Origin of the sequence: Streptomyces noursei ATCC 11455, from assembly GCF_001704275.1 — a bacterium.
GTDB lineage: Bacteria > Actinomycetota > Actinomycetes > Streptomycetales > Streptomycetaceae > Streptomyces > Streptomyces noursei.
In genome coordinates this window covers 8,458,935-8,485,091 of record NZ_CP011533.1, presented here as the reverse complement: position 1 = coordinate 8,485,091, position 26,157 = coordinate 8,458,935, and the positions used below count along the sequence as shown (strand labels likewise).

Genomic DNA, 26,157 nt, shown 5'->3' with positions numbered 1-26,157 from the left:
GCAATGCCACGAGGAACAAAGGCTCCAAGGGGCCGAGGAATCAGGAAAGAGATCTTCATGAAACTGCGCCGCGCCCTGTCGGTCTCGGCCGCGACGGCCGCCCTGCTCCCCACGGCGGTGGCCGCCGCGCCCGTCTCCCCGGCGGCCCCTGCCGCGGAGATCCCGACGTGCTACGACCTCGACACCGCCTACGGGCAGTACCACAACAACACCTTCGTGGGCCGCACGTTCGGCATACCCAAGTCGATCACCCTCGGCACTCACTGGACGAACTACACCGCCACGCTCACCAACGCGTCGGCGAAGGAGCTGAAGTCGCTCGAACTCAGCGCCAAGCTGGGCAGTTACGTCTACAACGAGGGCGAGCGCGACCTGAGCCCGTACGGCGATCTGCAGTACTGGGACACCTCGCAACGTGCCTGGAAGACGCTGCGCCAGGCTGGTGGAAACGCCGGCGGCACCGTCCCCGGCCCGAAGACGCTGAAGCCCCGCGAGTCCGTCCACGTGCAGCTGCGGTTCAGGGTGAGCGAAGACCTGCCGCCGGACCAGACGTACGACGCGTTCACCGGCCTCACCGGCACCTTCGTCGACCGCTACCGCAACACGGACTGCACGGCCCACGGCGACGCCGACGGCGGTTTCTCCCCCCCGCAAGGGCTGAAACCTGCGGGGAGGGCTGCCGCCCCCTCCTCCGTTCCGGACGGTGTCGGTGTCCGCGGGCGGGGTGTTCATGCCAGCCTCTGGTCCTTGATGGCCAGTTCGCGGTCGCCTTGGCGGTAGCCGACGCTGCGGATGCCGAGTGCGTCTTTGAGCTGCCTGGCAGGGACGACCTGCGGGGTGGGGGCGGGGGCGCGGCCCGGCTTGGGCAGGGGGTAGGCGGTGGTGGTGGCGGAGTGGAAGGTGATGTTGCCGTCTGTCTTGGTGAACAGCTGGTGGACGTGTCCGTTGAGACAGGTGACGGAGGAGAAGCGGCGCAGAAGGGCGATGACCTTGAGGGCGTCGTCGGTGCTCCAGCCCCACTGCGGGTACATGGCGAACAGCGGGATGTGGCTGAAGACCACGATGGGAGTGTCCGACGACAGTCCGGCGATGTCCTTGCGGACGAAGTCGATCTGTTCGTTGCCGAGGTGGCCGAGCTTCTCCAGGCTCAGGGTGTTGACCAGGGCGATGAAGTGCACGCCGTGGGTGTCGAAGCTGTACCAGCCGTCGCCCAGCGTGCCCCTGCCGAAGGTCCGCCGGTAGGCGCGGCCCGCGTCGCCGATGGAGTCGTGCTCGCCCGGCACGGTGAAGACGCGGTCTGTCTTCATCCCGGCCATCAGCTGCTTGACCTGGTCGAACTGCCCGGCCGTGGACAGGTGGGTCAGGTCACCGCTGTGCATGACGAAGTCCGGCCTGAATCCGAGCGAGTTGACCTTGTTGATCGCTTCGCCGAACGAGCCGGCCACGTCCATGTTCGCCGGGCCGTGGAATCCGATATGGCTGTCGGAGACCTGTACGAACCGCAGCTCGCCGCTTCCCACCGCCGCGGCCCCGGCGGCGGCTCCGACGTTGCTGTCCCGGGAGTCCGCAATGCGGCTGATCACCTCGCCGCTGGCCACGGTCAGCACCACCGCGCCGCCGAACCACCCTGCGTGCCGCAGGAGTTGACGTCGATTCATGCCGTGTTCGGTTTCGGGACGACCGGCGTCTCCGGCCGATGCCCCGTCGTGACTGTCGTGGTAGTCGGACATCAGGCCACCTCCACAGTGGCGGTCATGAACGGATGGATGGTGCAGAGGTAGGCGTAGGTGCCGGGCTCGGTGAACGTGTGGCTGTAGGTGGCGTGGGCGGACAGGGCGGCCGAATGCAACGGGCCGCCCGATCCGACGCTGGTGACGGTGTGGGCGTCGGTGTCCTGATTGGTCCAGGTCACCGTCGTGCCCACCTTGACCTTCAGCGTGGCCGGGGAGAATGCGAAGTTCTTGATCGCCACGGCGTTGCCGGTCGCCGGTACGGCCGGCGCACCCGCGCTCGAAGGGCTCGTGGGCATGCTCATGCCGGGCATCGGCGAGGTGCTGGAAGCGGAGCCCGCCGCGTTCCCCGACCCCGTGGCTCCGGGCATGCCTGCCGTCTGGCGCTGCCCCGGACCGGGGGTGATGGCGCCGGCGCCGGTGGACGAAGAATGCGGCGACTGGCCACATGAGCTGAGGAGCCCCAGCGCGCCGGCGGTGGCGATGGCGGCAACGGCCAGCCCGGCCGCGGTCCGTGATCGACGGCCCGCAGTGCGAAAGTTCAGGTACATGGTGTCCGTTCCTCACTGGTAAGGCGGAGACGGGGACCGTGCCGGGCGCACGCAACCGCAGGGACGAGCGTGGCCGGCGCCAGGAGCGAGTGCGTCGCGTGGTGCTTTTCGGTCGCCTCGGCTCCATCCCTTGTCGTATGGGGAGTCGATGAGGAATTGCGCGTAAGTCGGCTCTTGTCCGGCACCACGGACGGCGGGGTTCCCACGGTTCGATGGATATGCACTTTTTGTTCGGCCTCTTGATATCGCCGCGACTCAGCCGGCCTCCCCCGGGAAGCCGCGCACACCCGGTCCCGGTGGCGCCATACGGCCCGGTAAGGACGTATCGCCCGCGGCGCTCGCGGAGCGTCACCCGCACTACGCCGTGCGTTACACGACAAAGCGGTACATGTGCGCGATGATCGACTTATGCCCTGGAGTCCCCGAAAACGTGGCCCGAGGACCGATCCGGATCGCTCCGCGCACCGTGTCTCTGGTAAAGGGGCCCTTTCGACCGCAGATGAGGAACTGCTGCGCACTCTGTACGCGGAGCACGCGGGCGCCCTGTTCCACTACGTGCTGCGACTGACCTCAGGAGATCGGCAATGGGCGGAGGATGTGGTGCAGGAGACGATGCTGCGAGCCTGGCAGCATCCCGCCGCGTTCGACCCTGCACGCGGCCCGGCCCGGGCATGGCTGTGCACGGTCGCCCGGCACCTGGTCATCGACGCTCACCGGGCCCGGCAGGCCAGGCCGGCCGAGGCCGGCGGCGAGGTGCTGGAGCGAGCCGTCGAGCAGAAGTCCGGCGAGGACGAGATCGAGCAGGCACTGCAGAGCTGGGCGGTTGCCGACGCGGTCCGGTCGCTGTCCCCGGACCACCGCGCCGTCCTGCTGGAGACCTACTACCGTGGCCGGACCATGGTGGAGGCCGCGCAGGTGTTGGGCATCCCGCTGGGCACCGTGAAGTCGCGGACGTACTACGCCCTGCACGCCCTGCGGCTGGCGCTGCAGGAACGCGGGATCGAGCCATGACCGCGGCGGGCAGGAGGTGGCGACCATGAGTGCGGAGCACGACGCCCTCCGGTTGGCGCTGGGGGGATACGTCCTGAGCGCGTTGCCCCCGGCGGAAATGGAACAGGTGCGCGTCCACCTCGCGGAATGCGCCGAATGCCGGGCCGAGCACACCCGACTGGCGGGATTGTCCGCGCTGCTGGCGACGGTGACCGAAGCCGAAGCCTCCGGCCAGACGGCGCCGACGGCCGACGAGGACCTGGCCGACCGGCTGGTGGCACGGGCAGCCGAAGACGCACAGGGCTCCCTGCCCGAACGACCCGCCGCGCCCGCGGTGCCGCAGGTGCCGGAGAGGGGGGTGCTGGAGAGCCTGCTCCAGAAGGCCGCGTCCCGGCGCCGCAGGACCTGGCGTCTGCAACTGGCCGGCGCTGCCGCCTCGCTGACGCTCATCGCGGCAGCGGCCGGCGGCACATGGCTGGCGGCTGTCGGATCCGTGGGCAGTCAGGCGACGCCGCCTGGGCCGACCGCACCGACCACCTGGCGCACCTTCTCCGGAAGTGATCCCAGCACCGGCGTCTCCGCCTCGGTGAAGGTCTCGCCATCGGCCTGGGGCAGTGTCGTTCAGGTCTCCGCCAGGGGGGCACCCGCCGGAATCACCTGCCGGCTGCAGGCGATCGGGCCCGGCGGCACCAGGACGGACGTCGCCACCTGGCGGGCAGGCACCTACCCTCCCGGCACCACGATCCCAGGAGCGGTCGCCATGTCCCCGGAAGCCATCGAACACTTCGAGATCCACGCAGGCAACGGTCAGAAGCTGGTCACCATCCGGGCGTGACGCGACCGTCGGTGTCGAGTGTGAGCGCACGGCCACACGAAAGGCCAAGAAGACGTCCCCACCGAAAGGTCGCACCGCGGGCGGAGAGGGGACCGGCCGGCCCGGCAGGAAGCGACCCGCCCAGCCCTCAGCCGACTTCAGCCGACTTGATGCGTGAGTGCGCCGACGGCGTGTGCACTCCCCGTCCAGGTGGCCGATGGCGCCGCCCTGGTCGTCACGACGGCCCGTCCGAGGTGCTCCCCCACGGGCGAGGAGACCGAGCCGCCGGTTCCTGGCGCGCCGAGTACGGCATGAACCTCCCACAGAGGCGGGTGGGTCCAGTCGGGCCGCCGGCATTGACATGACTCGGATATGACGCGCAAGAAGTCGAACAAAAAGGGGCGAATACCTCGAACCGATCGGCATGCGTCGCCCGTGGAACTCAGTGAGCGCGGCCATCCAGGATTCCCGCCTACCGACCGCCTCCGAAGTTGTCAGCGGTCTCCCCGTTCCGGCCTCCGCACATCCACAGAAGAGCCAGAAGACCATGTTTGTGACCGATTCCCCCAGCCCGAGTTCGCTGCTCGGCCGGCCCTGCCACCACCAGGCGCTGCTCACCCTGCCTGCGCAGGAGGCGCACGTCTCCGCCGCTCGTCACTTCGCGGCAGATCTGCTGGAGACCTGGAGTGTGCCGGCAAGCGAGCGGGACTCCGCCGTTCTCATCGTCGACGAACTCGCCGCCAACGCCGCGCAGTACGGCCGCGAACGCATGACCCTGCTGCTCGTCCTCGATCACGGCACTCTGCACATCGTCGTCACTGACTCCGGCCCGACCGTGGAACACCATCGCCCCGACATCGCCCCCGACGAACACGGCCGCGGCACCGGCATCGTCCAGTATCTCGCCCAGTCGACCGAGGTCCACCAGACACACAGCGGCCGCGAGGTCCGCGCCTGCCTGAGGTGCTCGCCATGACCGGGCCGGACGTCGCACGAGCTGCGACCGGCTGCCGGGGCCGGCACTGCCGCACAGCGACGGGCCATCGGGCGCGGCTCCGGTGCCAAGTCACCCGACGCCCCGCCGAGTGGGCCTTCGCGACCCACAAGCCGTGCCCCATCATCGGCCGTCCGAGCCAGACCCAGGCGCCCACCCGGTCCATGACACACCCATCGCCCCTCGGCCACGGCAACCCCGACCACCACCACGACACGATGCCGTGTCAGCGCTGCGGCGCCAGCTCCTACGTACCGGCGGAGGTGCGAGCGTGAACGTCATCCCGAACGGCGGCGAGGTCATCAGCGCCCCGCCCCCGCACGAGGCGTACGCGAATGCGCCGGACCTGCGCCGCGAGATGCACCAAGTGCTCGCTCTCGGGGCCGAACGCGACGGCCGCCAAGCCAGGCCAGTCACCGACGCTCCGGTCGATGCGACCGCCGCCGAACGCGCCTGGCGGCTACGCCAGGCCGCCCTCATGGACCGGATGGCCCTGGAGGACCCCCGCCCCGGCCCGGTCGCAGCCGCCGCAGAAACCGCCGAACAACTCGTCCTGCACGACCGCCGCCATCCCGACCTGGTGGCCGGCCCGCACCACCCCGAAGCCATCACGCTCGCCCCCAGCCACCGCCTCTACGTCCGCCAGGAGTACGCCGCCTGGACGGCCGCAGGGCACCCCGGGATCTGAATCGACCCCGACCCCACAGGAAGAAGCAGACATGTCCCGCAACGACATCGACAGCCGGCACGCCCCCGCAGCAGCCGGCCGACCCCACTCGCCTCTCCCACCACACCCGACAGCCACGCGTGAACATCGCGCCAGTCGGCGAAGGGAACGGTCACACCAGGGAAAGCCGATGAACGGACCGTGGCCGAACACGAAGACCCATCGGCTGATCCAGGTGCCTGGACGTGATTGCTTCCAGGGGCAGCGGCTGGGCCTCCACCTGACCCCAACGCCCCCGCACACTCCGCGGGCCGGGCAGCCGGCACAGCTTGCCATACGGGCCACAGGCGGCGAACCACCCTTCTCTGTACGCCCGTTGCCGGTCGAGCTCCCCGCGGTTGTGGTGGCGAGGGGAGACGCGTTCACCGGCGAGGCGTGCCTGGACGACGCCATGGGAATCTCCCGATGGCGCGGGCGGCGGACATCGGTGAGACCGACATGCCAAGCGCACCGGGAAACCTCCTCCCAGGCACCCGCGCACGAGACCTCGGGCCCGGCCCGCCCGTGGGCGGGACACTTCTCCGGGCGGCCGTTCGAAGGGATGGTGTGACGATGTTCCACAACGCGCTGGAGCCCTGGCACCTGCTGATCCTGGTCGCGGTGGTGGTTTTGGTCTTCGGCTCGAAGAAACTGCCCGACACCGCACGGGCGTTGGGCAAGTCCATGCGGATCCTCAAGAGCGAGACCAAGGCCATGAAGGACGACGGCGCCTCGGACGAACCACGCCCCGAGCCCGAGCCCGCACCGAGACCGGCACCAGGACCAGGACCGGGACCGGGATCGCGGACGATCTCGGGCGCTCCCGGAGACACTGCCACTGCCCCCACGGCCCCCACCACCCGCACCGAGCCCGTGGAAGGCACGACCAGCCACCGGGACTGAGCCCGGTCCTGCGCGCCGCTGCCTCCCCCCGCACGAGACGCCTGCCAGTCAAGGCAAGGAAGATCAGCTCGCGCCCCACCGGCCGACGGAGACGATCAAGTACTGACGCAGGGCCGGTGGTTTCCGGCCTGCCGCAAGAGATGAGGACTGGCGTGTCCCAGTCGGCCCGCAGCAAGCAGAAGGATCCCGAGGGGCGGATGCCGCTCGCGGAGCACCTCCGTGAACTCCGCAACCGGCTCGCCAAGGCCGTCCTTGCCATCCTGGTCGTCACCATCGCCGCGGCCTTCTCCTACAAGGGCATCGTGAACTTCTTCACCAGGCCGGTGCTGGACTCGGTCGGCTGCCCGACGTCCTTCGCCGATCTGGCCAAGCAGACCGCGGACACCGCCTGCGCGCGGATCACGATCAACGGCCTGCTCGCGCCGTTCACCCTGGCGCTGAAGGTGTCCCTGATGGCCGGCGTCGTACTGGCCTCGCCGGTATGGCTGTACCAGCTGTGGGCGTTCGTTGCCCCCGGCCTGCACAAGCACGAGCGGAAGTACGCCTACGCGTTCGTCGGCGCGGGCGTCCCGCTGTTCTTCGGCGGTGCCTTCTTCGCCTACAAGGTGCTGCCCACGACCGCAAGGGTGTTGATCGACTTCACGCCGCACGGGGTGGACAACCTGCTGCCGCTGGACGATCTGCTCGACCTCGTCACCCGCATGGTGGTCGTCTTCGGCCTCTCCTTCGAGATGCCGCTGCTGCTGGTGATGCTGAACCTCACCGGAGTGCTGTCCGGCCGGCGGATGCTCGGCTGGTGGCGCGGCATGATCATGGGGATCACGGTCTTCTCGGCTGTGACGACGCCGAGCACGGACCCACTGACCATGCTGGCGCTGGCCGCACCGATCTGGGCGCTCTATTTCGCCGCCGTCGTCTTTTCGCTTCTCCATGACCGGCGCAAGGCCCGAAGAGAGGCAGCGGGACCCGGCGACGACGAGATCTCCGACCTCGACCTCACGCCGCAGAGCATCGGCGAAGTGGAACCGGTGTCCGCCAGCCAGGCCCCACCCGCGCAGCCGTACGCCGACGACGACCACGCCGTCGGCGAGACGACGCGACCTGAGGGGTCATGCAGCAGGGTCGAGGACCGGCGCGGTGGCCTGTGAGGGCTCCGTTTCCAACCCCGGCCCGACAACACCCCTTCTTTGGATCATGGGGCGGACCAGAGGCAGATACCGGCAATGCACACTCATCGCAATGTGCCGACAGATGCTCCGAGTCGAGGTTTTCCACGTACCTGGTGTGAGCGACTCTCCGAATACCCAAAGAGCCACTCATTTACCTAGCCTTTACTCAAACAATGCCATCTATTTAGATATTCTTTATCGGCGCGGAAGGGAGGGTGCGCTTGCAGTTCGTCGCGCTCTCCGGCCTTGATACATGCCACCCTGACCTGGAGCGGTGCGGGTGGCGTGTGTATGCAGCCACCCGCGCTCGTGTCACAAGTCGATACGCAGGCGGATTTACGTGCCCTGCCGTAGACCCCAGAAAAGGCAGGCAAGACCTGCGCCCAGCTGTGGGTCAACGGGCAACGCAAGGCCGTTCAGTGCCACTACATCACCAAATAGCAATCGGATGAGAGATGATCACGGGTATGAGCCGTAGCCAGCGGAACTGGTGGACGGAGATCGCAATCGGCGGTGGTGCAACCGTCGCTGTCTTCATCGCGCTGTCCGCAATTGTCTCGGCTGCCACTGGTTCGAAATACGCGACGATGAGCGACGACACCGGATGGCTTCTCGTTGTTCCCGCCGTCGCGGCGGGCGTGTGGGCCGCAGCTCGCTATCGACGTCGTTGAACAATTCGGGCGTTGGGACGCCCTCGGGCCGCCAGGAGCACGAGGGTTGCCCGCAGTCGGGCCTGACGCGCACAGCCCTGAGTCGCCGAGGAAAACCGTTGGGCTGCCGGATTTGCTTCATGCATGATCGACTCGTGGACACCTATCTGGAGACCGAGCGTCTGGCCCTGTGCCGCTTCACTGCCGACGACGCGGACCTGCTGATCGAGCTGGACAGCGACCCGGCGGTGATGCGCTACCTGACCGGCGGCAATCCGACCGCTCCGGAGCTCGTCCGCGAGCGCCACCTGCCGAAGATCCTTGCCGGCTACGAGAAGTGGGGCGGCGACCTCGGACTGTTCGCCGCGCACGAGAAGGGCGGCGGAGCGTTCATCGGCTGGTTCCTCCTGCGTCCCGAGCCGGAGGGCCCGCTGGACGAAGTCGAACTCGGCTATCGGCTGCGGCAGGCGGCTTGGGGCAAGGGGTATGCCACCGAGGGCTCGCGGGCCTTGCTGGGCAAGGCGTTCACGGAACTCGGTGTGCGCATGGTCTGGGCTGAGACGATGTCCGTGAACCGCGGTTCGCGCAACATCATGGAGAAGCTCGACATGACGCTCGCGGACGCCATCCCGGTTCCCTCCGACATGGGGATGATCGAGGGCTCCGAGCATGGCGGCGTACGGTACGAGATCACCAAGGAGCAGTGGGCGCAGCGGTAGCCACGATGCGGGCGGCCGTTCCCCGTCGACGCCCATCGGAGCCGGTGGGTGGACGGCACGAGTCGTAGCAGGTTGGCCCCGAGGCCCGCCACGGGCTGTTGGTCACCGTCAACGCCACGCCTTGTGAGTTGGTGCGTGTCCGCGCACTCAGTTGCCGCGCCGCACCCGGGCCGCCTTGCGGGCCTCGGCGAGTTTGCGGGCCTCGCTTGCCTTGCGGGACGACTTGCCGCCGGTGCCGCGGGAGGCGTCCTTGCTGCTGCCCAGGCCACGGAAGGGGGCGTTGGTGTTCTTGGGTCGGGGTGCGGCGGACCCGCCGTCGAGCGGGATGCCGGAGGGAGCCTTGGCCCCGGTGATCCGGCTCAGCTCCGCCTCGCCCGAGCGCACCTTGGTGATCGTCGGCTCGATGCCGGCCTCGGCCGTCAGCCGGCTCATCTCCCGGCGCTGGCCCGAGAGCACCAGCGTGACGACGCTGCCGGACTCTCCCGCCCGGGCAGTGCGGCCCGCGCGGTGCACATAGTCCTTGGGGTCGGTGGGCGGGTCGACGTTCACCACGAGATCGAGGTCGTCGACGTGCAGACCACGGGCCGCGACATTGGTCGCCACCAGGACGGTGACCTGGCCGTTCTTGAACTGGGCAAGGGTCCGCGTGCGCTGCGGCTGGGACTTGCCGCTGTGCAGGGCCGCGGCGTGCACTCCGCTGGCCCGCAGATGCCGGGTGAGCTGGTCGACGGCGTGCTTGGTGTCCAGGAACAGCAGTACGCGGCCGTCGCGGGCGGCGATCTCCGTGGTGACGGCGTACCGGTCGGGGCCGTGGACGACCAGCACATGGTGGTCCATCGTCGTGACCGCGCCCGCGGACGGGTCGACCGAGTGGACGACCGGGTCGTGGAGGTAGCGGCGAACCAACTGGTCGACGTCGCGGTCCAGGGTGGCCGAGAACAGCATCCGCTGGCCGTCGTGGTGCACCTGGTCGAGCACCTCAGTGACTTGCGGCAGGAAGCCCATGTCACACATCTGATCGGCCTCGTCGAGGACGGTGATCCGTACTCGTCCCAGGCGGCAGGCCCTGCGCTCGATGAGGTCGTGCAGACGGCCAGGCGTGGCGACGACGACCTCGGCCCCGTCGCGCAGCGCAGCGACCTGCCGGCCCATCGACATGCCGCCGACGACCGTGGCCATCCTCAACCGGAGCGCGTCGGCATACGGCGCGAGCGCCTCGGTTACTTGCTGGGCCAGCTCCCGGGTGGGCACCAGGACCAGGGCGAGGGGCTGCTTCGGCTCCGCGCGCCGACCGGCCGTCCGTGCGAGCAGCGGCAGGCCGAAGGCGAGCGTCTTGCCCGATCCCGTGCGCCCGCGCCCCAGGACGTCGCGGCCCGCGAGGGCGTTGGGCAGCGTGGCTGCCTGGATCGGGAAGGGCTCGCGCACGCCGCACTCGGTGAGGGTTCGCAGCACCTCGGCCGGAAGTCCCATGTCGGCGAAGGCGACCGGGGACGCCGTCGGGGCGAGGGTCACTGGCAGGGCGGGGTCGCCGTGCGAGGTACCGGGGCGGTCCGAGTGGTTCATGAAGAGCCTTCCGCATGGGGAACGTACCGAGGAAGGCCCGGCAGGAATGAGCAGCCGACGAACAAGGGGAACCGCACGGACGGAGTCGCCAGCCGTCACAACCATCCGAACGTTTGAGGCTAACACAAAGTGACATTTCAACGAGATCTCGTACTGGCTGCGCACCAGGCTGCCACGGCGGGATCTGCCTGCGCGTTTCGGTTCGCGGAAGACCGCGTACGGGCGACGAGACGCTGGCCAGCGGGCGGCGAGAAGTGGGACAAGCACGCCCCGGCAGCACCGACCCGACGAGGACTCGGACGCTCTCGGGGCGGCTTGACTTGCAAGATCCATCTCGTCGGTGAGGACGGCCGCGACGCCACGGAGATGCGTCAGAAGCGCCCTAGTCGTCCGAGCCGGTAGCCGACGGCGGAACCTCGACGACGAAGAAGAGGAAGCAGGTCTTGGTCGAAAGGTCCTGGAAGCCGTCGGGGAACAGTTCACGGGCGGCGGGGTCGGGCTGGGGCTCGCTGATGCTGGAAAGGCGGAAGCCGGCGGCGGTGAAGGCTTCGGTCATCGCATGCAGTGACTTGCGCCAGAACTTCATCGGGACGGTCTGCCCGTTGAACATCCAGTCGAAGGTATAGCTGGTGGTCGCGAAGTAGTCGGGCCGAGGATCCTGGATCGTGTAGGCCACGAAAGGGTGGTCCACCGAAGCGATCAACCGGCCGCCGGGCCTGAGCACCCGCCGCAACTCGGCCAGCGTCGGCCCCCAGTCCTCCAGGTAGTGCAGCACCAGCGACGCGACCACGTCGTCGAACGTACCGTCGCCGAACGGCAGAGGGTCGCTCAGGTCGGCCATGTGCAGGGCCACTTCGTCGCCCAGTCGCCGCCTCGCCAACGCCAGCATCCTGGCGCTGACATCGATGCCGGTGACGACCGCACCGCGGTCGCGCAGTGCAGCGGTCAGGGGGCCGGAGCCGCAACCGGCGTCCAGGATCCGACGGCCGGCAACGTCTCCGGCGAGGGCCAACATCGCAGGCCGCTCGTAGTACGCGTTCACGAGGCTGTTCTCGTTCTCCGCCGAGTACGCCTCGGCGAAACCGTCATAGTCGTTCACCTGATCCCGACCTGCGGACCGGCCGAAGCCGTCGGTTTCATCGGTTACGTCCGTTTCATGTTCCATCGTCGCACCCTAGTAGTCGCACGATCCGCCGGACAGGCTCTGGCTGGCGAAGACCCGCTTCAGCCTTTCGAGCGCCGACTCGCTCTCTGCCGTGTCTGCTGCTGAGAGCGAGGTACCCCGGAGGACATGTTCCCCGGCGGCACCTTCACGTTTGCCCAGCCCTGCCAGCACGTCCCAGCATGTGTCGATATGCGTGAATACGTGTCGGCATGTTCCAGTACGTGTCGGCCCAGAAGTTGCTGATCCATGCATCTGGGCCAGCCCCCTTCGCGGTGGTCAGTTGGCGATGCCGACCGGGTGGACCTTGATCTTCTCGTCGTAGGGGCCGGCCAGCTTCAGCGCCTCCGCGGGCCACTTCAGGGACACACTGTGGGTCTCGTTCGGCGGCGTCACGATGATGTTGGTCGGGGACGCAAGACTGTCACCACTGAAGTCGACCGCGTACGAGATGCTGAAAGTGGCGGTGTCACCAGGCTTCAGGTCCGTGATGCGCGGCTGCTCACCGCCACGGTGGACAGGGGCGGAGGTGCCATCGGCGTCCTTCAGGTCGACGCCCGCGAAGCCCGTCGCCGAGCAGGTCCTCCCGCCCTTGTTCGTCATCTGAACGGTCACCTCGCCCACCTTCTGGTCGGGCGAGCTGTCCACGGCCTCCATCACCAGGTCGCTCGTGCGGCAGAACCTGCCCTTCCCCCCGCCCTTCGCCGCACCGCCCCCGGAACCAGCACGGGACGAGGCGGTACCGCCGGAACCGGCGTGGGAGGAAGTGCCGCCGGAGCCGGCGTGCGCGGAGGTGCCCTCGCCGGAGCCCGACTTCGCGTTCCCCGCCGGAGCATCGGCCCCCTGCGCGCCGGTCGACGAACCCGCACCACCGGCCTCAGCGGCCGCACCCGCGCCCGACTGGCCCCCGGGCTTGGAGGCGGCACCGTCCGAACCGGAGCAGGCCGTCAAGGAGAACGCGGCGGCCGCGGTCAGGGACGCCGCGGCAACACGCAGGGTACGGCGACGAACAGTGCGGGCAGTGGTGTTGGAACTCATTCGGATTCCCCCCGGGGAAGTCAGTGTCGGTCTCACCTGCGTACGACACCCACTCTGGCCAGGGCCACTATCGCCAGGCTGACGCTCCACTAACACCCGACTAAGGCCGTTGCGCGTAGAAGCCCCTATAACGAGGGCCTGCGGGATGGGCCTTGACCTGGAGGTTGATGTAGAGGCGCTGAACTTGGAGGCGTCGCACTCCGGTTGAGGGCATCATTCGGCGTCCGGCAGCGCGCACGACTCCGAGCGCTGTTCGGAGTCGTGGCGCGTCCCTCGGGGGCTTGGCCGTTCTTTCGGATCGCCTGGCTGGCCAGAGGATGGTGCCGGAGCCGGAGCCGGAGCCGGAGTCGAGGCCGCCCGAGCCGGGGCAACGCCGTCAGTTTCGGAGGGGATCCGTGTGACCGCGTGTGGCCGAAGCCGCCGGCTCCGGTGGTACTGCCGACCGGGACGCGGTGTACGGTGATCCGCCAACTGCCGCTCCGGTAAAGGGCGGTGGCCGACACCGCGCCGTGCCAGTCGGCGGCAGCGCCATCGTCCACGGCCAGCCGTGGGCGCGCGTGGCGGCTGGTGAGGTCGCGGCCCCGAGCCGACGGCCCGTGGCATGCACCGCCCTGTTCCCTCACCCCCACCACACCCGGAGGGCTTCATGAGAACCGTCAGATCCGTCACGCGTGGCATACCCGCGCTGCTCGCCGCCGCCGCGCTGCTGGCCGTGGCCGTCCCCGGAGCCGTGGCTGTCCCCGGAGCGGAGTCCGTCCCGGACACCGTCGCCGCCTCGGCTCCCGCCGCGTTGACGGGCGAGGAGCTCGCGGCCTCGTGGACCGGCCCGCTGAGCACCCGGGGGCGGTACATCGTCGATGCCGACGGTGACCGCTTCAAACTCAAGTCCAGTAACTGGGCAGGCGCTCAGGGGACGTATGTGGGAAGCGGCGACGTCAACGACGTGGCGAACCATCAGGCGCACCAGAAGTCGAACAACATCCCCCTCGGCCTGGACCGTACCCCGATCGGCCGGCTCATGGCCGACTTCCACAGCCTCGGCATCAACAGCATCCGACTGCCGTTCGCCAACGCACTGGTGCACGACAAGACCGTGGTGCCGGACACCGCGGTCGCGGCCAACCCGCAGCTCAAGGGCAAGACGCCGCTGGAGGTGTTCGACGCCGTCATCGCGACACTGACCGCCGACGGCTTCGCGGTGATCCTCAACAACCACACCACCAGCTACCGCTTCTGCTGCGGTCTGGACGGCAACGAGCGCTGGAACAGCGGACAGTCGACCCAACAGTGGATCGACGACTGGGTGTTCATGGCCAAGCGCTACCAGAACAACAAGCGCGTGGTCGGTGCCGATCTGCGCAACGAGGTCCGCCGCGACACCTGGGACGACGCCAACTGGGGCTGGGGCGACGAGCACGACGAGTACACCGCCTTCGAGCAGGCCGGAAACAAGATCCTCCAGGCCGACCCCGACCTGCTGATCATCATGGAGGGCATCAACTGGCAGGGCATCCCCGCTGCCCCCTTCCCCCACCAGCGTCCGGACCTCAAGCCGGTCCGCACCCTCTCCCACACCCTGATCGACTCGAACAAGCTGGTCTACGCGGTGCACTTCTACGGTTACACCGGCCCGGCCAACACCGGCGCCGGCAGCGGTCCGGGAGCGACCGGCGATCCGCGCTACGAGGACTTCGCCCCCGACCAGCTCGCCCAGGTCGTGAACGACGAGGGACTGTTCGTCACCGAGGAGGGGAAGCACTTCACCGCCCCGGTGTGGGTCAGTGAGTTCGGCGCCGCCGGGCGCGGCTCCACCGACGCCAAGGAAAGGGCCTGGTTCAAGAACTTCACCGACATCCTGGTGGAGAACGACACCGACTTCGCCCAGTGGCCGCTGGTGGGCTGGAGCGACGACAAGGGCACACCGAACGACAACTGGGCGTTGATCTCCTACGACGCGTCCGGGAAGAAGCTCGGCGTCGAGGACGACGGCGACTGGCGGGCCAGCGACTGGAACAAGCTGGTCAACGCCTCTGCCAAGAGCGGCCGCATCGCCCCGGTCAACCACTGGAACATCGTCGACATCGACCACGGAGACTGGAATCTGTCCCGCACCATGCTCGCCAAGGCGGACTGGAGCCCGGGCAACTCCAAGGGCAACTGCCCCGACAGCGAGCGTCTGATCGGGCTCAGCCGCAGCCAGGGCCGCGGCCTGTGCACCGACGCGGCCGAGCCGCTCAAGGCGGCGGGCGCGTGGGAGACGGTCGACGACGAGCGCTACGTCAAGCAGGGTGACTGGGCCAGCGGCTACAACAAGCTCCAGTGCCCGGTCAACAGCTTCGCGGTCGGTTACAGCATGAACGGCCCCGCCATGGTCTCCCTGCTCTGCGCCCCTTCCGCAACCCCGCTGCCCACCAAGGGCCGCAGCGTGTGGTTCGACAAGGGCGACAACCGCCCCGCCACCGGCGGTGCCAAGGGCAGTGACTGGGCCGAGAACGACCACAAGGGTCAGTGCACCGACGACGAGTACGTCGCCGGCGTCGCCATGACCTGGAAGGCGCTGCAGCTCGGCCGACCCGACGCCCTGCTGTGCCGCCCCCTCACCTGATCCACGCCGTGCCGACTGGCCAGGAGCATCCCGGCATGCCTCGACCGGAGACCGCCGCCCCAGAGGGAGCCGGAAGGCACTCGGGACCGTGTGGTCATCAGTTGCCCGGCGGGCTGGGTGACGCGCTGATCTGCTTGGCGTAGGTCTGGGTGTACTTCGGGATCAGTGCCTCGATCCGTTTGACGTAGTTCTGCGTCTCGGGGATGCGCGGGATGCCCCGGGCCTTGAGCACCGCGCCGGGGCCCGCGTTGTACGCGGCGAGAGCGAGCTGGGTGGGGTCGCCGGGGATGCCCTTGATCTGTTTGAACAGGTGGCACATGTAGGCGCCCTGGGCCGGGATGGCGTCGGCCGGGTTCCACACGTCGGCCTTGCCGTCGCCGGTGTAGTCCTTGCCCCACTCCGCCCAGGTCGACGGATGGAACTGCGCGATGCCCTGGGCCTGGCCGGAATCCGCCCGCGGATCCCAGTGACTCTCCGCGTCGAGTTGCGCGGCGAGCATCGGAACGCTCAGTTCCGGGCAGGTCTTGGTGGCGGACTGGACGGTCGCCAGATACTGAGGGGGAATGGTGGGCAATGTGGGCGGCCGGGTCAGCCACCAGACGACCCCGAGGGCGACGAGTACGAGTACGGCTCCGAGGGCCAGCGCCGCCCGCCCCCTTCGGCGACCGGGGCGCCTGGCTCCCCTGCCCGCCGGAGAGGCGCGGTACACCGTGGCGGGCGACGACTCTTCCCAAGAGGGATGCGCGGGCTGCTGATCTTGCCTCCGTACCCGGCCGCTGTCCGTCGCTCCGGCTTGCTGTTCTTGCATGTGCCCAGTCCGTCCGGTCGGTTCATCCGGAATTGATGTGTCGATGACGGGTGGGACGCTGTGGACTCCACAATAGTTGCATGATCGCGCAATCGAGCAGGCGCCTGTGGGGATTGCCACACCGGGGAACCGACCGCGCCCACTCGTCGCGCCACCGCCACCAGCTCGTGGAGGCTTTCGCGGGGCCGGAGGAGGTGCGCCACAGGCCGGTGTGCGGAATCGTCCCCTCGGCCTGTGAACCCCTGGCGCACCACCCAGGCGGCGGGGTTCCGTGCTGAGTACGCCTACTCATGTACGTCAGTACGCCAGCTGACAGGCTCCGCACATGAAAAGTGGCAGAGGGGCGCTGACCGCCCTGCATCTCTTACTGGTCTGGGCGGCGATGGCGGCCGTGTTGCCGGCGCTCGGCTTCGGGCTGGTGCTGAGGGCCTGGGGTGGTGGGGCCGTTGCGACGGTGCCGCTCTTCGCGTTGGGTGTGCCGCTGGTGGTGGGTCTGTTGGCCACGGCGGGCATACCGATGAGGACCGTCGTGCCGCTGTGCAGCTCCGTGCCGCGGCGGCTGGGCTGGGCGGCGCTGGTCTTCGTCCTCGGTACGCTCGGCGTCCTGGCGGGTCTGGCCGCCTACGCCGGGGGCGTCGACCTGGGAAGCGCCCATACCCGGATCGCGCTGGCGGGGTGCCGTACGCCGTGGCCGCCGCGTTCTTCGTGCCCAGTCGGTGGGTGCGGCTGGGGGCACTGGCCGTGCTGGCGGCCGCAGTGGCCTACGGCGGCTTCGTCGGCCCGGCACAGGCACGGCAGCGGCAGCACCAGGCGGAGGTCGCGCGGTACCGGGAGCATCCGGAGCTGCTGTACCTGGGCGCTGCGCCACCGGGCATGCAGGTGTCCCGTGCCGAGGCCGGACCCGCCTCCTTCAACGTCGACTACCGCCCCGTCCGGGAGGGATACGAGTCCGGGTACGTGGGACTCACGATGCGCTCGGCGTTCACGCCGCCGCCCCGATGCCCCGAGCCCGCGGAGAAGGGTGCGACCTGCACCGTGGACACGCACGGCGAGATGCTCACGGTCCACGCGTTCCCCGACGGCACCCGCGCCGTCACCCTCATCCGCCGCCACGGGAACGTGGAGGCCGAGGTCACCAGCCAGACCCTCGACGAAACCGGGCTGCGCCGGGTCTTGAACACCCTGCATCCCCTGTCGCACACGGAGCTGGAGGCGTTGATGCGGGAAAAGAAGATCGACCGCAGGATCTGAGCCGTCTTCGCCCGGGGCCTGTGGCGCCGAATCCTGCGCGCTCAACCAATTGGTGGACGTCAACCTCGATCCGCCGTTTCCGAGCGTGCCCGGGTTCCGGGCAATCCCCTCACCGGCGCAGTGCTCGGCAGGAAGAGACGAGACTGGTTCCGGTCGTTCGGGGGGCAGGGGCGGTTCGCTCAAGTGGGTGGTGGGGCAGGGGCGAGGAGCTGTCCTGTCCGGGAGTCGGCTCTCCAGGATCCCCCGATGTCCGGAAGAGAGCGCCTGGACCTTCGGCATACTTGCCCGGCAAGTGAACCAGCGGCACGCTGTGGCAATCGCCGCCGGAAGGACAGCCGTTGACCGCGTCAGCGAACCTTTGTGCATCCGCTTCTGCCCGTTCGGATCGTGAAGTTGCCTGGCGGTCGGGCGCGACCGGCCTGACGATCAGCCGCCCTGTGTCGGGGCGAAGGCGGTTCCGATGCGGTGACGGGGCCTGGATCCTACTGCGGGGCTTCGGCTTCGATGTGGTCGAGTGGGACCGTGCAAAGGAGGTAGGGGATCCGCTTCTCGCACTTGTCGCAGGAGTGGGCCGTCCATGAGCAGGCGTTGCCGTTGCCGTGGTAGGCGCGGAGGTTCTGTGGGACTTTTGCGGTGCCGTGCACGTACACCATCTCGCTCATGTACAGCCTGTTGATCGGCCTGCCGTTCCTGTTCCGGTCGGCAAGTGTGCGCAGGAGTTTGATGGCCGCGCACGGCTGGCCGATGACTTTGTCACACTGCTGACCTTCTCGGAGCGCCTCGCAGATGGGCGTCAGGTCTGCCTTTTGACCCATGAGCGTTGTCCAACCCCTGTCGGGGGTCTCCGGCACCTGGGAATTCACGATCTCCCATTTTCCGGGGTGGTACGGAATGCCGTCGAGGTGCTTTGTTTCGATCCACGGCACAAGCCCCTGGCGCCCGCTGGAGGAGATGAGGAAGTATTGCTCTCCCGCGACCTGCGCCTCCAGCGCGCCCATCATGAAGTAGGCTTGTTCGGGATTCTTCTCGATCAGGTCTTTGTCCTGTTGCAGGTTGTGTGCCACCTGCGCGAGTACCTGCCGGAGTTTTTCGCTGTCGGTGAGTTCCTTGAGGCCGTGGACGAAGGGTCCGCTTTTCGTGTTCCGGCCGTGCCTGCATCGGGGGCAGAGATCCGAACTCCTGCCGCCGTGGTAGAGGTTGACGTCCTGCCCTGCCGTAAGGAGCCCCGTCGCCGTCATGCGGTCGCCCTCCCCGAATAGCGCACATGCTGAACGGGCGCCGAAACTAGCACCGATGGGCCCGGTGGTCCAGTGGGACTTTCCATTGAGTCGATGTCCGGAAATGCATGGCCAGGGTGGCAGGTCGAGTTTCGAAGGGGGTAGCGTCCGGCCGGTCGATGTCCTTTGCTCTCGGCAATTGCTCCCGCGGCTCGGTCGGCGGCTGAAAGGTGAGTATCCATGGCGATGACCGTGGAAGAGATGAAAGCCTGGCTCAGCGGCCTTTCTCCTGGCCAGGAGCTGAAACTTCCCGACGGCCTCCCGGATGATCTGGGTGACCTCAAGAATTCCGTGAACATCGATTACGCCTTGAGCGATTGGTTCGCCGTGGGATCGGAGTTCACCGAGCTCGATCCCGATCCGGAGCAGCTGACGCTGAGGGGGACGGTCGATCCGGACTCCCCTACCGCAGCAATCCGCTTCCTCGCCGCGGACGGCACCGACGCCATAGCCGGAGTGCGCGTCGGCCTGTCCCTGAACGGGCACCCGGTGCTGGGGTTCTTGAGCGGCCTCGGGCTCAGGGACCTCGGCCTGGCATACGAGATCCGCTCCCTGGACACCGCAGCGGTACGGTCGTTGGTCGCCGAGGCCCGGCTCGATGTCACGGACGGGCAGCAGCTCCTCATCACCTGCGAACTCGACTTCGACGCGACGAGCTCCCGTTACGCGTTCACCGTGGAACCCGCGCCTGGTACCCAGTGGCAGGTCATCGGTGCCCTGTTCCGGCTCTTCGGAGCCGATCCGCCGGCCCTTCTCAGGGACGTCGCCGTCGAACGGCTGTCACTGGGCTACGACATCCGCAACCAGCGGTTCGAGGTGGAGGCCGAGGTCCGGTTTCCCCTGGGGGATGTCACGGCCGACCTCGTCGTGCGGGTTGATCTGCGGCGGAGCTCCGGCTCCGGCTACGACGCGACCTACGGCGCCACCCTGTTTCTGGCGATTCCCCGGCAGCAGGGCGACCCGCGCGTCCTTGAGTTCACCATCGACTACGCCAGCGATCCCACCGGCCGTACCCTCACCGCCCGCTGGACCGGCACCCCCGGCATCACGTCCCGCGAACTCGCCGGGGCCGTCGGGCTGTCGATCCCGCCCGGCGTGCCCCCGGGTCTGCTCCCCACGCTCGCCTCCATCGGCCTGCGCTACGACACCACCGCCGGGCGGCTGCTGCTGTCCGCCACCACCGAAGCCGGGGGTGGCATCGTCGTCGCGTCCGTGCCCGGCATCCCGCGTGCCCTCGTGCTGCTCGTCGCCGCGAACATCTCCGACCTCAAGCCCACCAAGCTGTCCCAACTCCCCCTCGTCGGCGACCGGATCCCGCCGGGCGCGGACGTCGGCATCACCGGCGTCCAGTTCCTGGCCACCAGCGGCGCGTTGTCCACCGCCCAGGTCCAGCAGGTCAACGCCGACCTCGACGCCACCGGCTGGACCGGCGGCAAGCTGCCCGACTCCGGGACCGGACTGCCCAAAGGTGTGGTGCTCACCCTCCCGTACGAGATCGCGGGCGAGGCGCAGGACCCCCTCGCGGTCTCCTTCGGTGGAAGCGGGCAGCAGCAGCTCGCCGTACGGGACGGCAGCGGCGGCCCGGAGTCCGCCGCCTGGGTCGACATCGGCCGCTCCTTCGGGCCCCTGCACCTGCGGCGCATCGGCGCCGGCTGCGACTCCGGCAAGGTACTGGTGATGTTCGACGCGAGCATGGGCGCCGCCGGGTTCACTCTGGGGGTCCTCGGTCTCGGCATCGCCCTCGACCTCGACACCATGCGCGCCGAACCCCGCTTCCAGGGGCTCTCCGTCGACCTGCGCCGCAACCCGCTGCACATCGCCGGTGCCCTCGTCAACCGCCAGCCCCCGCCCGACGGTTACACGATCCTGGTCGAGGGCCTGCTCGTCGTCGAGATGCCCAGGTTCGGAGCGCTCGCGCTCGGCGCGTACCAGCGCCGCGGCGACGGCATGGCCTCGTTCTTCGCCTTCGGCAGGCTCTCGGGCACGTTCGGCGGGCCGCCGCCGTTCCGCGTGACCGGCTTCGCCCTCGGCTTCGGCTACCACAGCAGCGTCCGCGTACCGGAGCAGACGGAGATCGCCCAGTTCCCGCTGGTGTCCGGCCTGGACGGCGGGCTCCCCGACGACCCGCTCACCGCGCTCCCCCTGCTCACCGGCGGGGCCAACCCCTGGGTCGGCCCCACCGAAGGGCAGATCTGGCTGGCCGGCGGCATCGACTTCACCTCCTTCGAGTTCGTGCAGGCGCGTGTCCTGCTGCTCCTGGAGGCCGGCCGTGATCTCACCCTCGCGCTGATCGGAAGAGCCAGCGCGAGCTTCCCGAAGAAGGGCGCGAAGAAGTACGCGCGTGTCGGCGTCGACCTGCGGATCGTCTACCAGTCCGCCCGCGGCGAACTCGCGGCCACCGCCCAGCTCGTGGACTCCTACGTCATCGACCCGTCCTGCGCGCTCACCGGCGGTTTCGCCTTCTACTCCTGGTTCGGGCCGAGCCCGCACGCCGGGAACTTCGTCCTCACCGTCGGCGGCTACCACCCCGACTACGAGAAGACCAGGCCCGACTACTTCCCGGTCGTTCCCCGCCTCGGCTTCACCTGGTCCGTCGGCTCCACCGTCACCGTCAGCGGCGGCGCCTACTTCGCGCTCACCCCCAACGCCGTGATGGCCGGCGGTTCGCTGGACGTGCGCTTCAAGGCCGGCAACGTCGAGGCGTGGCTGACCGCGCGGGCCAACCTGCTCGTCCAGTGGGCGCCCCTGCACTTCTGTGCCGGGATCTCCGTCCGCGTCGGCGCCCGCGTCAAGCTGCTGTTCACCCTCAGCGGCGAGATCGGCGCCTCCCTCGACCTGTGGGGGCCGCCCACGGGCGGCACGGTCACGGCGAAGTTCGTCTTCATCAAGGTCACCGTCACGTTCGGCGCCCGGCTGTCCGGTCCGGTCGCACTCACCTGGGACGAGTTCCGTGCCCAACTGCTGCCGCCGCACGCCCCGCTCACCGCGCACCCGCTCACCGGGCTGCTCACCGACCCCGACGCCGACCCCGTACTCCGGGCCGCCCGTATCAAGGCCGGTGAGGAGCCGTGGCTGGCCGACCCGGCGGGCTTCTCCTTCTCGGTCTCGTCCGTCGTGCCCACGTCCCGGACCCGGTTCAACGACCGGGACCCGGCGGGCAACCGCACCGTCGACATCCGGCCCATGAAGGAGAAGGGCATCGACGGGCTGCTCCACGTCACCGTCGAGTACAGCGACACCCGCCGCCGGCAGGTCGCCTCCTGGCGCTCCCTGCCCAACGACGACAAGTGGCGGATCGAGACCGAGCGCGGGAACGTTCCCTTCGCACTGTGGGGTGACCCCGACGTCCCCCAGAACAAGGTCCTGGGCGAGGATCCGTTGCTCGACCACCTCACCGGGCTGCGCGTCACCGTTCCCCCGCCCCGGGTCAACGGCCAGGATCTCGGCCCGATCGCCGAACGCGACCTGGCCTGGGAGAAGCTCCACCCCGACGCCGCGCTGCCACTCGATCCGAACGCCGACCCGACCGGCTCACCCGTCGAACTCGCCGAACCGCTCGGCGCGGGCGTGGCCGTCCTCGCCGAGCAGATCGCCGGCCTCGCGGCGGGCTCGGCCCGCACCCGCATGCACGGCGTCCTCGACGGGCTCCGCCCCGACCTCCCGCTGCCCAACGGCACGGTCGGCGACTACGCCGAGCAGGCCCGTACCGCCGGACTCGACGCGGATCCGCTGCTGCTCACGGATGATCCCGTGCCGCCGGCTCCCGGCCGCGTCGTGCTGGTCCTGGACGACACCACCGGGGCCGTCCTGTCCGTCGACCCGGACACGGCGACCGTCGTCGGACGGGTGCCGGTCGGGCAGCAGGGGCCGTACCTGGCCGTGACCTCGGCGTCCGGAGCGACGCTGTACGCGGCCGGATCCGATCCCCGGCAGCTCGCGGTCATCGACCTCGTCGCCCAGCAGGTACGCGCGCCGCGCACCGGCATCGAGCTGGCCGGAAGGCCGACGGTGCTCGCGGTCAATCGGGACGACTCGCGGGCGGTGGTGGCCCGTCCGGCCCGTATCGCGGCCTCGTCCGTCGAGCTGGCCGGGGGCGCCGAGCCCGTGCGTACGGACGTGGCTCAGCAGGATGTCGGGGCGTTCGGCGGCATCGCGGTCGACGTCGAGGCGGGGCGCCTGTACGTCAACGCCAACGACGGCAGCAAGACCGTCACCTACGACACCTCGACGGGCGCGCGACTCGGCGTGGTCTTCGGGCCCGCGACGCCGACGTTCGTCACCCCTGGGGAGCCGGGGCGGGTGTACGTCTACGGCGCGGCGGCCGGCAGCAACGGCCAGGTGCAGGTGATGCCGGTGCCGACGCCCGGAACCTCCTACACGCCGCACAACTTCCCGGCGCGCGGCACCGCGCTTGCCATGCTGACCAACTCGCGCCGTCGGGCCGTCGTGCTGCGAAAGGCCGGTGACACCGGACAGGTGGTCACGCTCTACGAGCGCTGGGGCTCGCCGCCCGTCACAGTCGCCGAACACGATGTCGCCGTCGGCCCCGAGCCCCGTGCGCTCGCCGTCGACCCCGCCAACCGTGCCTGGGTCCTGCACGCGTCCGCCGTATCCGTCGTCAGCGGCGGCACCCTCCTCGGTGAACTCCCGCTCGACGCCGGCCCGTTGTCGATCACCTTCGCTCCGGACGCCGCCCGCGCGTTCGTCGTCCGCGACGACGCGACCGTCACCGTCGTCGAGATCCACGACAACGCGCCCGTCGTGGTCGAGCAATGGCAGCTGCCGCCCGGCACCGTCGCCTCCGCCGCCCTCTACACCGTGTTCGCCACCTCCGCCCCGGAAGGGGACGCCCGATGACGGACCAGCGCCGCGATTTCTCGACGGCCGCCGATCCCGGCTTCGTCCTGCGCTTCCAGGACAACCGCGAACCGGCGATCAACGCCGGGCTCTACCGGCTCCGGGCCGGTCAAACCCTGCCCGGTGTGAACACCGGTGACTACCTGACGCCCGTCGAGGAGACCTTCGAGGTCCGCGCCCCGCAGTTCGCGCTCGCCGACGAGCACGTGCATGCCGTCAATCCGACGCACGAGGCCCGATCCGACCACTCCTCGACCCTCGCGCACCTCACCTTCGCCGACCCGCTCCTGCCGTGGCTGCGCCGCCTGGACGAGTCCGGTGCCGCCCTCGCCGAAGCGCCCGAGGAACCGTGGCTCGCCCTCCTGCTGTTCGCGCAGGGCGAGCTGCCCGACGACCCCGAATCCATGGCCCTGACCCGGCCCATGACGGCGGAGGAACTCCTCACCGACGCGGACGGCGTACGCCACCCGCGCATCGCGCCCGCACAGATCGAGGGCGACCCGACCGCGCTCTGCCGCACCGTCGAGATCCCCGGTGACGTCTTCACCACGCTCGTGCCGCGCACCGCGGAGCTGCGGCACCTGATCCACGTCCGTGACGTGCGCACGGACACCGGGCTGCGCGGAGAACAGCTCGCCGAGGGCGCGTACGCGGTCGTGCTCGCCAACCGGCTGCCCGACCGCGAGCGCGAGGTGCGCTACGCCGCGCACCTCGTCGCTCTGGAGGGCTGCCGGTCCATCCTCGCCGACGCCGATGCCGGGCGCCTGAACTCCGGTGTGCGCATCCGCCTCGCCGCGCTGCACAGTTGGTCCTTCACCAGCCGGCCGGCGTCCGGCGGCGGGTTCCCGGGCCGGGTGCGACACTTCCTCTTCGACGAGCGCGGCGAGGAACGCGACCTGTTGTTGCGCGCCCCCGTGCCGTCGGCCGAGCCGCCCGCCGGCGCCGACCCTGCCGCATACGCCGCGGCCCGCGCACGGCTGGTCTCGGGCCGGGTGCCGCTGGCGTACGGCCTGGAGACCGGTGAGCGCGGCTACGCCTGGTATCGGGGCCCGCTCACGGCCGAGCCCGCGCAGCCGTTGCCGGCCCCGCCCGCGTCCGGCTGGACGAGCGCCGCGCAGCTGATGGCGTACGAGAAGGCGTGGGGCCTGTTCGACGCGGGCTGGGGCGCGGCCTGGACCCTGGGCCGCGCGCTGGCCCTCGCGGACGCCGACTTCGCCGCGATGCTGACCGCGTGGTACGCCAGAGCCCGTTCCCGCGCCGCGGTGCTGGCACAGCGTGTGGCCGCGGTGGGACTGGACGTGGCGGGATCGGCCGAGGTGGCGGCCCGCGCCCTGACGCCCCGCCCCTTCGGCACCCTCCTCGAAGAGCTCGCCGCCAACGGCACCGCCGCCCGTCTCCTGCGCGCGGGCACCCACCCCGCCGCGCCCCGCCACACACCACCGCCCGAGCCCTTCCCCCGCACCCCCGCCGCCGGGCGGCGCGGGGCCGGGCGGGCCGCGCGCACCGCCGAACTGCTCGCCGATCCCCCGGCCCCGCTCCGCGCCGCCCTCACCGCTCAACTCGCCGACGCCGCCGCCCCGATCAGCGAGTGGCTGCGTCGGCTGCGCCTGCTGCACAACGTCCCCTTCGCCGACCTCGTCCCCGACGAGCGTGCGCTACCCGGCGAGTCGTTGCGCGTGTTCTACGTGGACCAGGGCTGGCTCACCGCACTCGTCTCCGGTGCCGCCGGCATCGCCATCACCGGCGAGACCGACGCCGCCCTGGCCCGCCTCGCCGCGCCCTGGGCACGCGGCGACGACCAGGGGCCGACTCCCCGCGCGGGTGTGGTCATCCGGTCCGCGCTGGTGCAGGAGTGCCCGGGGCTGCTCGTCCGCCCGTACCGGGGCCATGGCGGCGACCGTCGGCCCATCGCCGTGCTACGGCAGGACGTCCTCGGGCCCGACGTCCTCCTCGTCCTGTTCGAGCAGGTACCCGACGAGGTCGAGCTGGCCGAGCCGCCCGAGGGACTCTCCTTCGGCATCGACCTCAGCCCGGACGCACGCCGGGTGATCGACCTGCGGCACGTCGACGCGCCGAATGTGGCCCGGCAGATCGACGGCGAGTCGTTCCCGAACCCCGTGGGCGCCGACGGACTCGACGCCCACCTGCGCCCCGACCCCGCCGGACGGCGCGCCGTCCTCGATCTGCGCCCCGACGCGGCAGACGGGCTGCTGCGCAGACTCGGCGACCGGCTCACCGAACTCGGCCAGCAGGCCGCAGCCGAGTTCGGCCCCGCCGGGCTCGCCGTGCAGCTCGTCAACGCGCCCCGCCGTCAGCTCATCACCCGCGGCTCGGCCCGATGACCGCGAGCCCCCCGAAGGAAGGACAGGA

General features: G+C 69.8%; 20 protein-coding genes and 1 pseudogene. 14 read left to right on the top strand and 7 right to left on the bottom strand.

Translation table 11 applies throughout. The features are described 5' to 3' along the window. Positions 1–57 precede the first annotated feature (57 nt). A complete protein-coding gene (locus SNOUR_RS36080) occupies positions 58–780 on the top strand; it encodes a hypothetical protein (RefSeq protein ID WP_312634816.1) in 723 nt (240 codons plus the stop codon). On the opposite strand, the gene SNOUR_RS36075 is transcribed toward SNOUR_RS36080, so the two are convergent. Then, positions 729–1,730, bottom strand: a complete 1,002-nt coding sequence (locus SNOUR_RS36075) for a metallophosphoesterase family protein (RefSeq protein WP_067355585.1) — start codon at positions 1,728–1,730, stop codon at positions 729–731. The genes SNOUR_RS36080 and SNOUR_RS36075 overlap by 52 nt on opposite strands. After that, positions 1,730–2,281 (bottom strand): cupredoxin domain-containing protein, encoded by a 552-nt coding sequence (locus SNOUR_RS48685; RefSeq protein ID WP_312634812.1) that lies wholly within the window; start codon positions 2,279–2,281, stop codon positions 1,730–1,732. The genes SNOUR_RS36075 and SNOUR_RS48685 overlap by 1 nt, the downstream gene beginning before the upstream one ends. A gap of 408 nt (positions 2,282–2,689) precedes the next feature. On the opposite strand from SNOUR_RS48685, the gene SNOUR_RS36065 reads away from it, so the two are divergent. From SNOUR_RS36065 to SNOUR_RS36035, 8 genes are all read left to right on the top strand, one after another. Beyond that, on the top strand, positions 2,690–3,292 hold the full coding sequence (locus SNOUR_RS36065) for a sigma-70 family RNA polymerase sigma factor (RefSeq protein ID WP_079143086.1): 603 nt from the start codon (positions 2,690–2,692) through the stop codon (positions 3,290–3,292). A gap of 25 nt (positions 3,293–3,317) precedes the next feature. Beyond that, positions 3,318–4,106: a zf-HC2 domain-containing protein gene (locus tag SNOUR_RS36060; RefSeq protein WP_067355580.1), complete on the top strand. Its 789-nt coding sequence runs from the start codon at positions 3,318–3,320 to the stop codon at positions 4,104–4,106. Positions 4,107–4,632: 526 nt separating this feature from the next. Then, positions 4,633–5,061 (top strand): ATP-binding protein, encoded by a 429-nt coding sequence (locus tag SNOUR_RS36055; protein WP_312634805.1) that lies wholly within the window; start codon positions 4,633–4,635, stop codon positions 5,059–5,061. Between the two features lie 289 nt (positions 5,062–5,350). Continuing rightward, complete coding sequence (locus tag SNOUR_RS36050; RefSeq protein WP_067359060.1) at positions 5,351–5,767, top strand: hypothetical protein; 417 nt, start codon at positions 5,351–5,353, stop codon at positions 5,765–5,767. A gap of 591 nt (positions 5,768–6,358) precedes the next feature. Further along, positions 6,359–6,688, top strand: a complete 330-nt coding sequence (gene tatA, locus SNOUR_RS36045; RefSeq protein WP_067355577.1) for a Sec-independent protein translocase subunit TatA — start codon at positions 6,359–6,361, stop codon at positions 6,686–6,688. A gap of 152 nt (positions 6,689–6,840) precedes the next feature. Further along, the gene (tatC, locus tag SNOUR_RS36040) at positions 6,841–7,836 is read left to right on the top strand and encodes a twin-arginine translocase subunit TatC (RefSeq protein ID WP_079143084.1); all 996 of its coding nucleotides are present in this window, start codon (positions 6,841–6,843) and stop codon (positions 7,834–7,836) included. Between the two features lie 488 nt (positions 7,837–8,324). Further along, a complete protein-coding gene (locus SNOUR_RS46590; RefSeq protein ID WP_159425985.1) occupies positions 8,325–8,528 on the top strand; it encodes a hypothetical protein in 204 nt (67 codons plus the stop codon). Positions 8,529–8,647: 119 nt separating this feature from the next. Further along, complete coding sequence (locus tag SNOUR_RS36035) at positions 8,648–9,226, top strand: GNAT family N-acetyltransferase (RefSeq protein ID WP_312634799.1); 579 nt, start codon at positions 8,648–8,650, stop codon at positions 9,224–9,226. A 147-nt stretch (positions 9,227–9,373) separates the two neighbouring features. Here the strand turns inward: SNOUR_RS36035 and SNOUR_RS36030 are convergent, their stop codons facing one another. Further along, on the bottom strand, positions 9,374–10,789 hold the full coding sequence (locus tag SNOUR_RS36030; protein WP_067355574.1) for a DEAD/DEAH box helicase: 1,416 nt from the start codon (positions 10,787–10,789) through the stop codon (positions 9,374–9,376). 139 nt (positions 10,790–10,928) lie between these two features. On the opposite strand from SNOUR_RS36030, the pseudogene SNOUR_RS48680 reads away from it, so the two are divergent. Beyond that, a pseudogene (locus tag SNOUR_RS48680) lies at positions 10,929–11,140 on the top strand (hypothetical protein); the annotation flags it as partial. Between the two features lie 31 nt (positions 11,141–11,171). On the opposite strand, the gene SNOUR_RS36025 reads toward SNOUR_RS48680, so the two are convergent. Both SNOUR_RS36025 and SNOUR_RS36020 read right to left on the bottom strand, forming a co-directional pair. Continuing rightward, positions 11,172–11,954 (bottom strand): class I SAM-dependent methyltransferase, encoded by a 783-nt coding sequence (locus SNOUR_RS36025; RefSeq protein WP_067355572.1) that lies wholly within the window; start codon positions 11,952–11,954, stop codon positions 11,172–11,174. A gap of 276 nt (positions 11,955–12,230) precedes the next feature. Next, positions 12,231–12,989, bottom strand: coding sequence for a DUF4232 domain-containing protein (locus SNOUR_RS36020; protein WP_067355570.1), 759 nt, complete (start codon positions 12,987–12,989; stop codon positions 12,231–12,233). A gap of 646 nt (positions 12,990–13,635) precedes the next feature. On the opposite strand from SNOUR_RS36020, the gene SNOUR_RS36015 reads away from it, so the two are divergent. Beyond that, on the top strand, positions 13,636–15,594 hold the full coding sequence (locus SNOUR_RS36015) for a glycoside hydrolase family 5 protein (protein WP_067355568.1): 1,959 nt from the start codon (positions 13,636–13,638) through the stop codon (positions 15,592–15,594). Positions 15,595–15,691: 97 nt separating this feature from the next. Here the strand turns inward: SNOUR_RS36015 and SNOUR_RS36010 are convergent, their stop codons facing one another. Beyond that, positions 15,692–16,402 carry a lytic transglycosylase domain-containing protein gene (locus SNOUR_RS36010; protein WP_312634793.1) on the bottom strand — a complete coding sequence of 237 codons (711 nt, stop codon included), beginning with the start codon at positions 16,400–16,402 and terminating at the stop codon, positions 15,692–15,694. Between the two features lie 675 nt (positions 16,403–17,077). Here SNOUR_RS36010 and SNOUR_RS48675 point away from each other — a divergent pair. Next, complete coding sequence (locus SNOUR_RS48675) at positions 17,078–17,653, top strand: hypothetical protein (RefSeq protein WP_312634791.1); 576 nt, start codon at positions 17,078–17,080, stop codon at positions 17,651–17,653. 482 nt (positions 17,654–18,135) lie between these two features. On the opposite strand, the gene SNOUR_RS36000 is transcribed toward SNOUR_RS48675, so the two are convergent. Next, positions 18,136–18,891 (bottom strand): hypothetical protein, encoded by a 756-nt coding sequence (locus SNOUR_RS36000; RefSeq protein ID WP_067355563.1) that lies wholly within the window; start codon positions 18,889–18,891, stop codon positions 18,136–18,138. A 219-nt stretch (positions 18,892–19,110) separates the two neighbouring features. On the opposite strand from SNOUR_RS36000, the gene SNOUR_RS35995 reads away from it, so the two are divergent. Further along, positions 19,111–23,787 carry a DUF6603 domain-containing protein gene (locus tag SNOUR_RS35995; RefSeq protein ID WP_067355560.1) on the top strand — a complete coding sequence of 1,559 codons (4,677 nt, stop codon included), beginning with the start codon at positions 19,111–19,113 and terminating at the stop codon, positions 23,785–23,787. Continuing rightward, complete coding sequence (locus tag SNOUR_RS35990) at positions 23,784–26,129, top strand: hypothetical protein (RefSeq protein WP_067355559.1); 2,346 nt, start codon at positions 23,784–23,786, stop codon at positions 26,127–26,129. Before SNOUR_RS35995 ends, SNOUR_RS35990 begins: the two co-directional genes overlap by 4 nt. Positions 26,130–26,157 lie beyond the last annotated feature (28 nt).

Bases quoted from the DNA above. Each gene is read 5' to 3' on its own strand.
- SNOUR_RS36080 (WP_312634816.1), top strand. From the start codon at position 58: ATGAAACTGCGCCGCGCCCTGTCGGTCTCGGCCGCGACGGCCGCCCTG.
- SNOUR_RS36075 (WP_067355585.1), bottom strand. From the start codon at position 1,730: ATGTCCGACTACCACGACAGTCACGACGGGGCATCGGCCGGAGACGCC.
- SNOUR_RS48685 (WP_312634812.1), bottom strand. From the start codon at position 2,281: ATGTACCTGAACTTTCGCACTGCGGGCCGTCGATCACGGACCGCGGCC.
- SNOUR_RS36065 (WP_079143086.1), top strand. From the start codon at position 2,690: ATGCCCTGGAGTCCCCGAAAACGTGGCCCGAGGACCGATCCGGATCGC.
- SNOUR_RS36060 (WP_067355580.1), top strand. From the start codon at position 3,318: ATGAGTGCGGAGCACGACGCCCTCCGGTTGGCGCTGGGGGGATACGTC.
- SNOUR_RS36055 (WP_312634805.1), top strand. From the start codon at position 4,633: ATGTTTGTGACCGATTCCCCCAGCCCGAGTTCGCTGCTCGGCCGGCCC.
- tatA (WP_067355577.1), top strand. From the start codon at position 6,359: ATGTTCCACAACGCGCTGGAGCCCTGGCACCTGCTGATCCTGGTCGCG.
- SNOUR_RS46590 (WP_159425985.1), top strand. From the start codon at position 8,325: ATGAGCCGTAGCCAGCGGAACTGGTGGACGGAGATCGCAATCGGCGGT.
- SNOUR_RS36035 (WP_312634799.1), top strand. From the start codon at position 8,648: ATGCATGATCGACTCGTGGACACCTATCTGGAGACCGAGCGTCTGGCC.
- SNOUR_RS36030 (WP_067355574.1), bottom strand. From the start codon at position 10,789: ATGAACCACTCGGACCGCCCCGGTACCTCGCACGGCGACCCCGCCCTG.
- SNOUR_RS36025 (WP_067355572.1), bottom strand. From the start codon at position 11,954: ATGGAACATGAAACGGACGTAACCGATGAAACCGACGGCTTCGGCCGG.
- SNOUR_RS36020 (WP_067355570.1), bottom strand. From the start codon at position 12,989: ATGAGTTCCAACACCACTGCCCGCACTGTTCGTCGCCGTACCCTGCGT.
- SNOUR_RS36015 (WP_067355568.1), top strand. From the start codon at position 13,636: ATGAGAACCGTCAGATCCGTCACGCGTGGCATACCCGCGCTGCTCGCC.
- SNOUR_RS36010 (WP_312634793.1), bottom strand. From the start codon at position 16,402: ATGCAAGAACAGCAAGCCGGAGCGACGGACAGCGGCCGGGTACGGAGG.
- SNOUR_RS36000 (WP_067355563.1), bottom strand. From the start codon at position 18,891: ATGACGGCGACGGGGCTCCTTACGGCAGGGCAGGACGTCAACCTCTAC.
- SNOUR_RS35995 (WP_067355560.1), top strand. From the start codon at position 19,111: ATGGCGATGACCGTGGAAGAGATGAAAGCCTGGCTCAGCGGCCTTTCT.
- SNOUR_RS35990 (WP_067355559.1), top strand. From the start codon at position 23,784: ATGACGGACCAGCGCCGCGATTTCTCGACGGCCGCCGATCCCGGCTTC.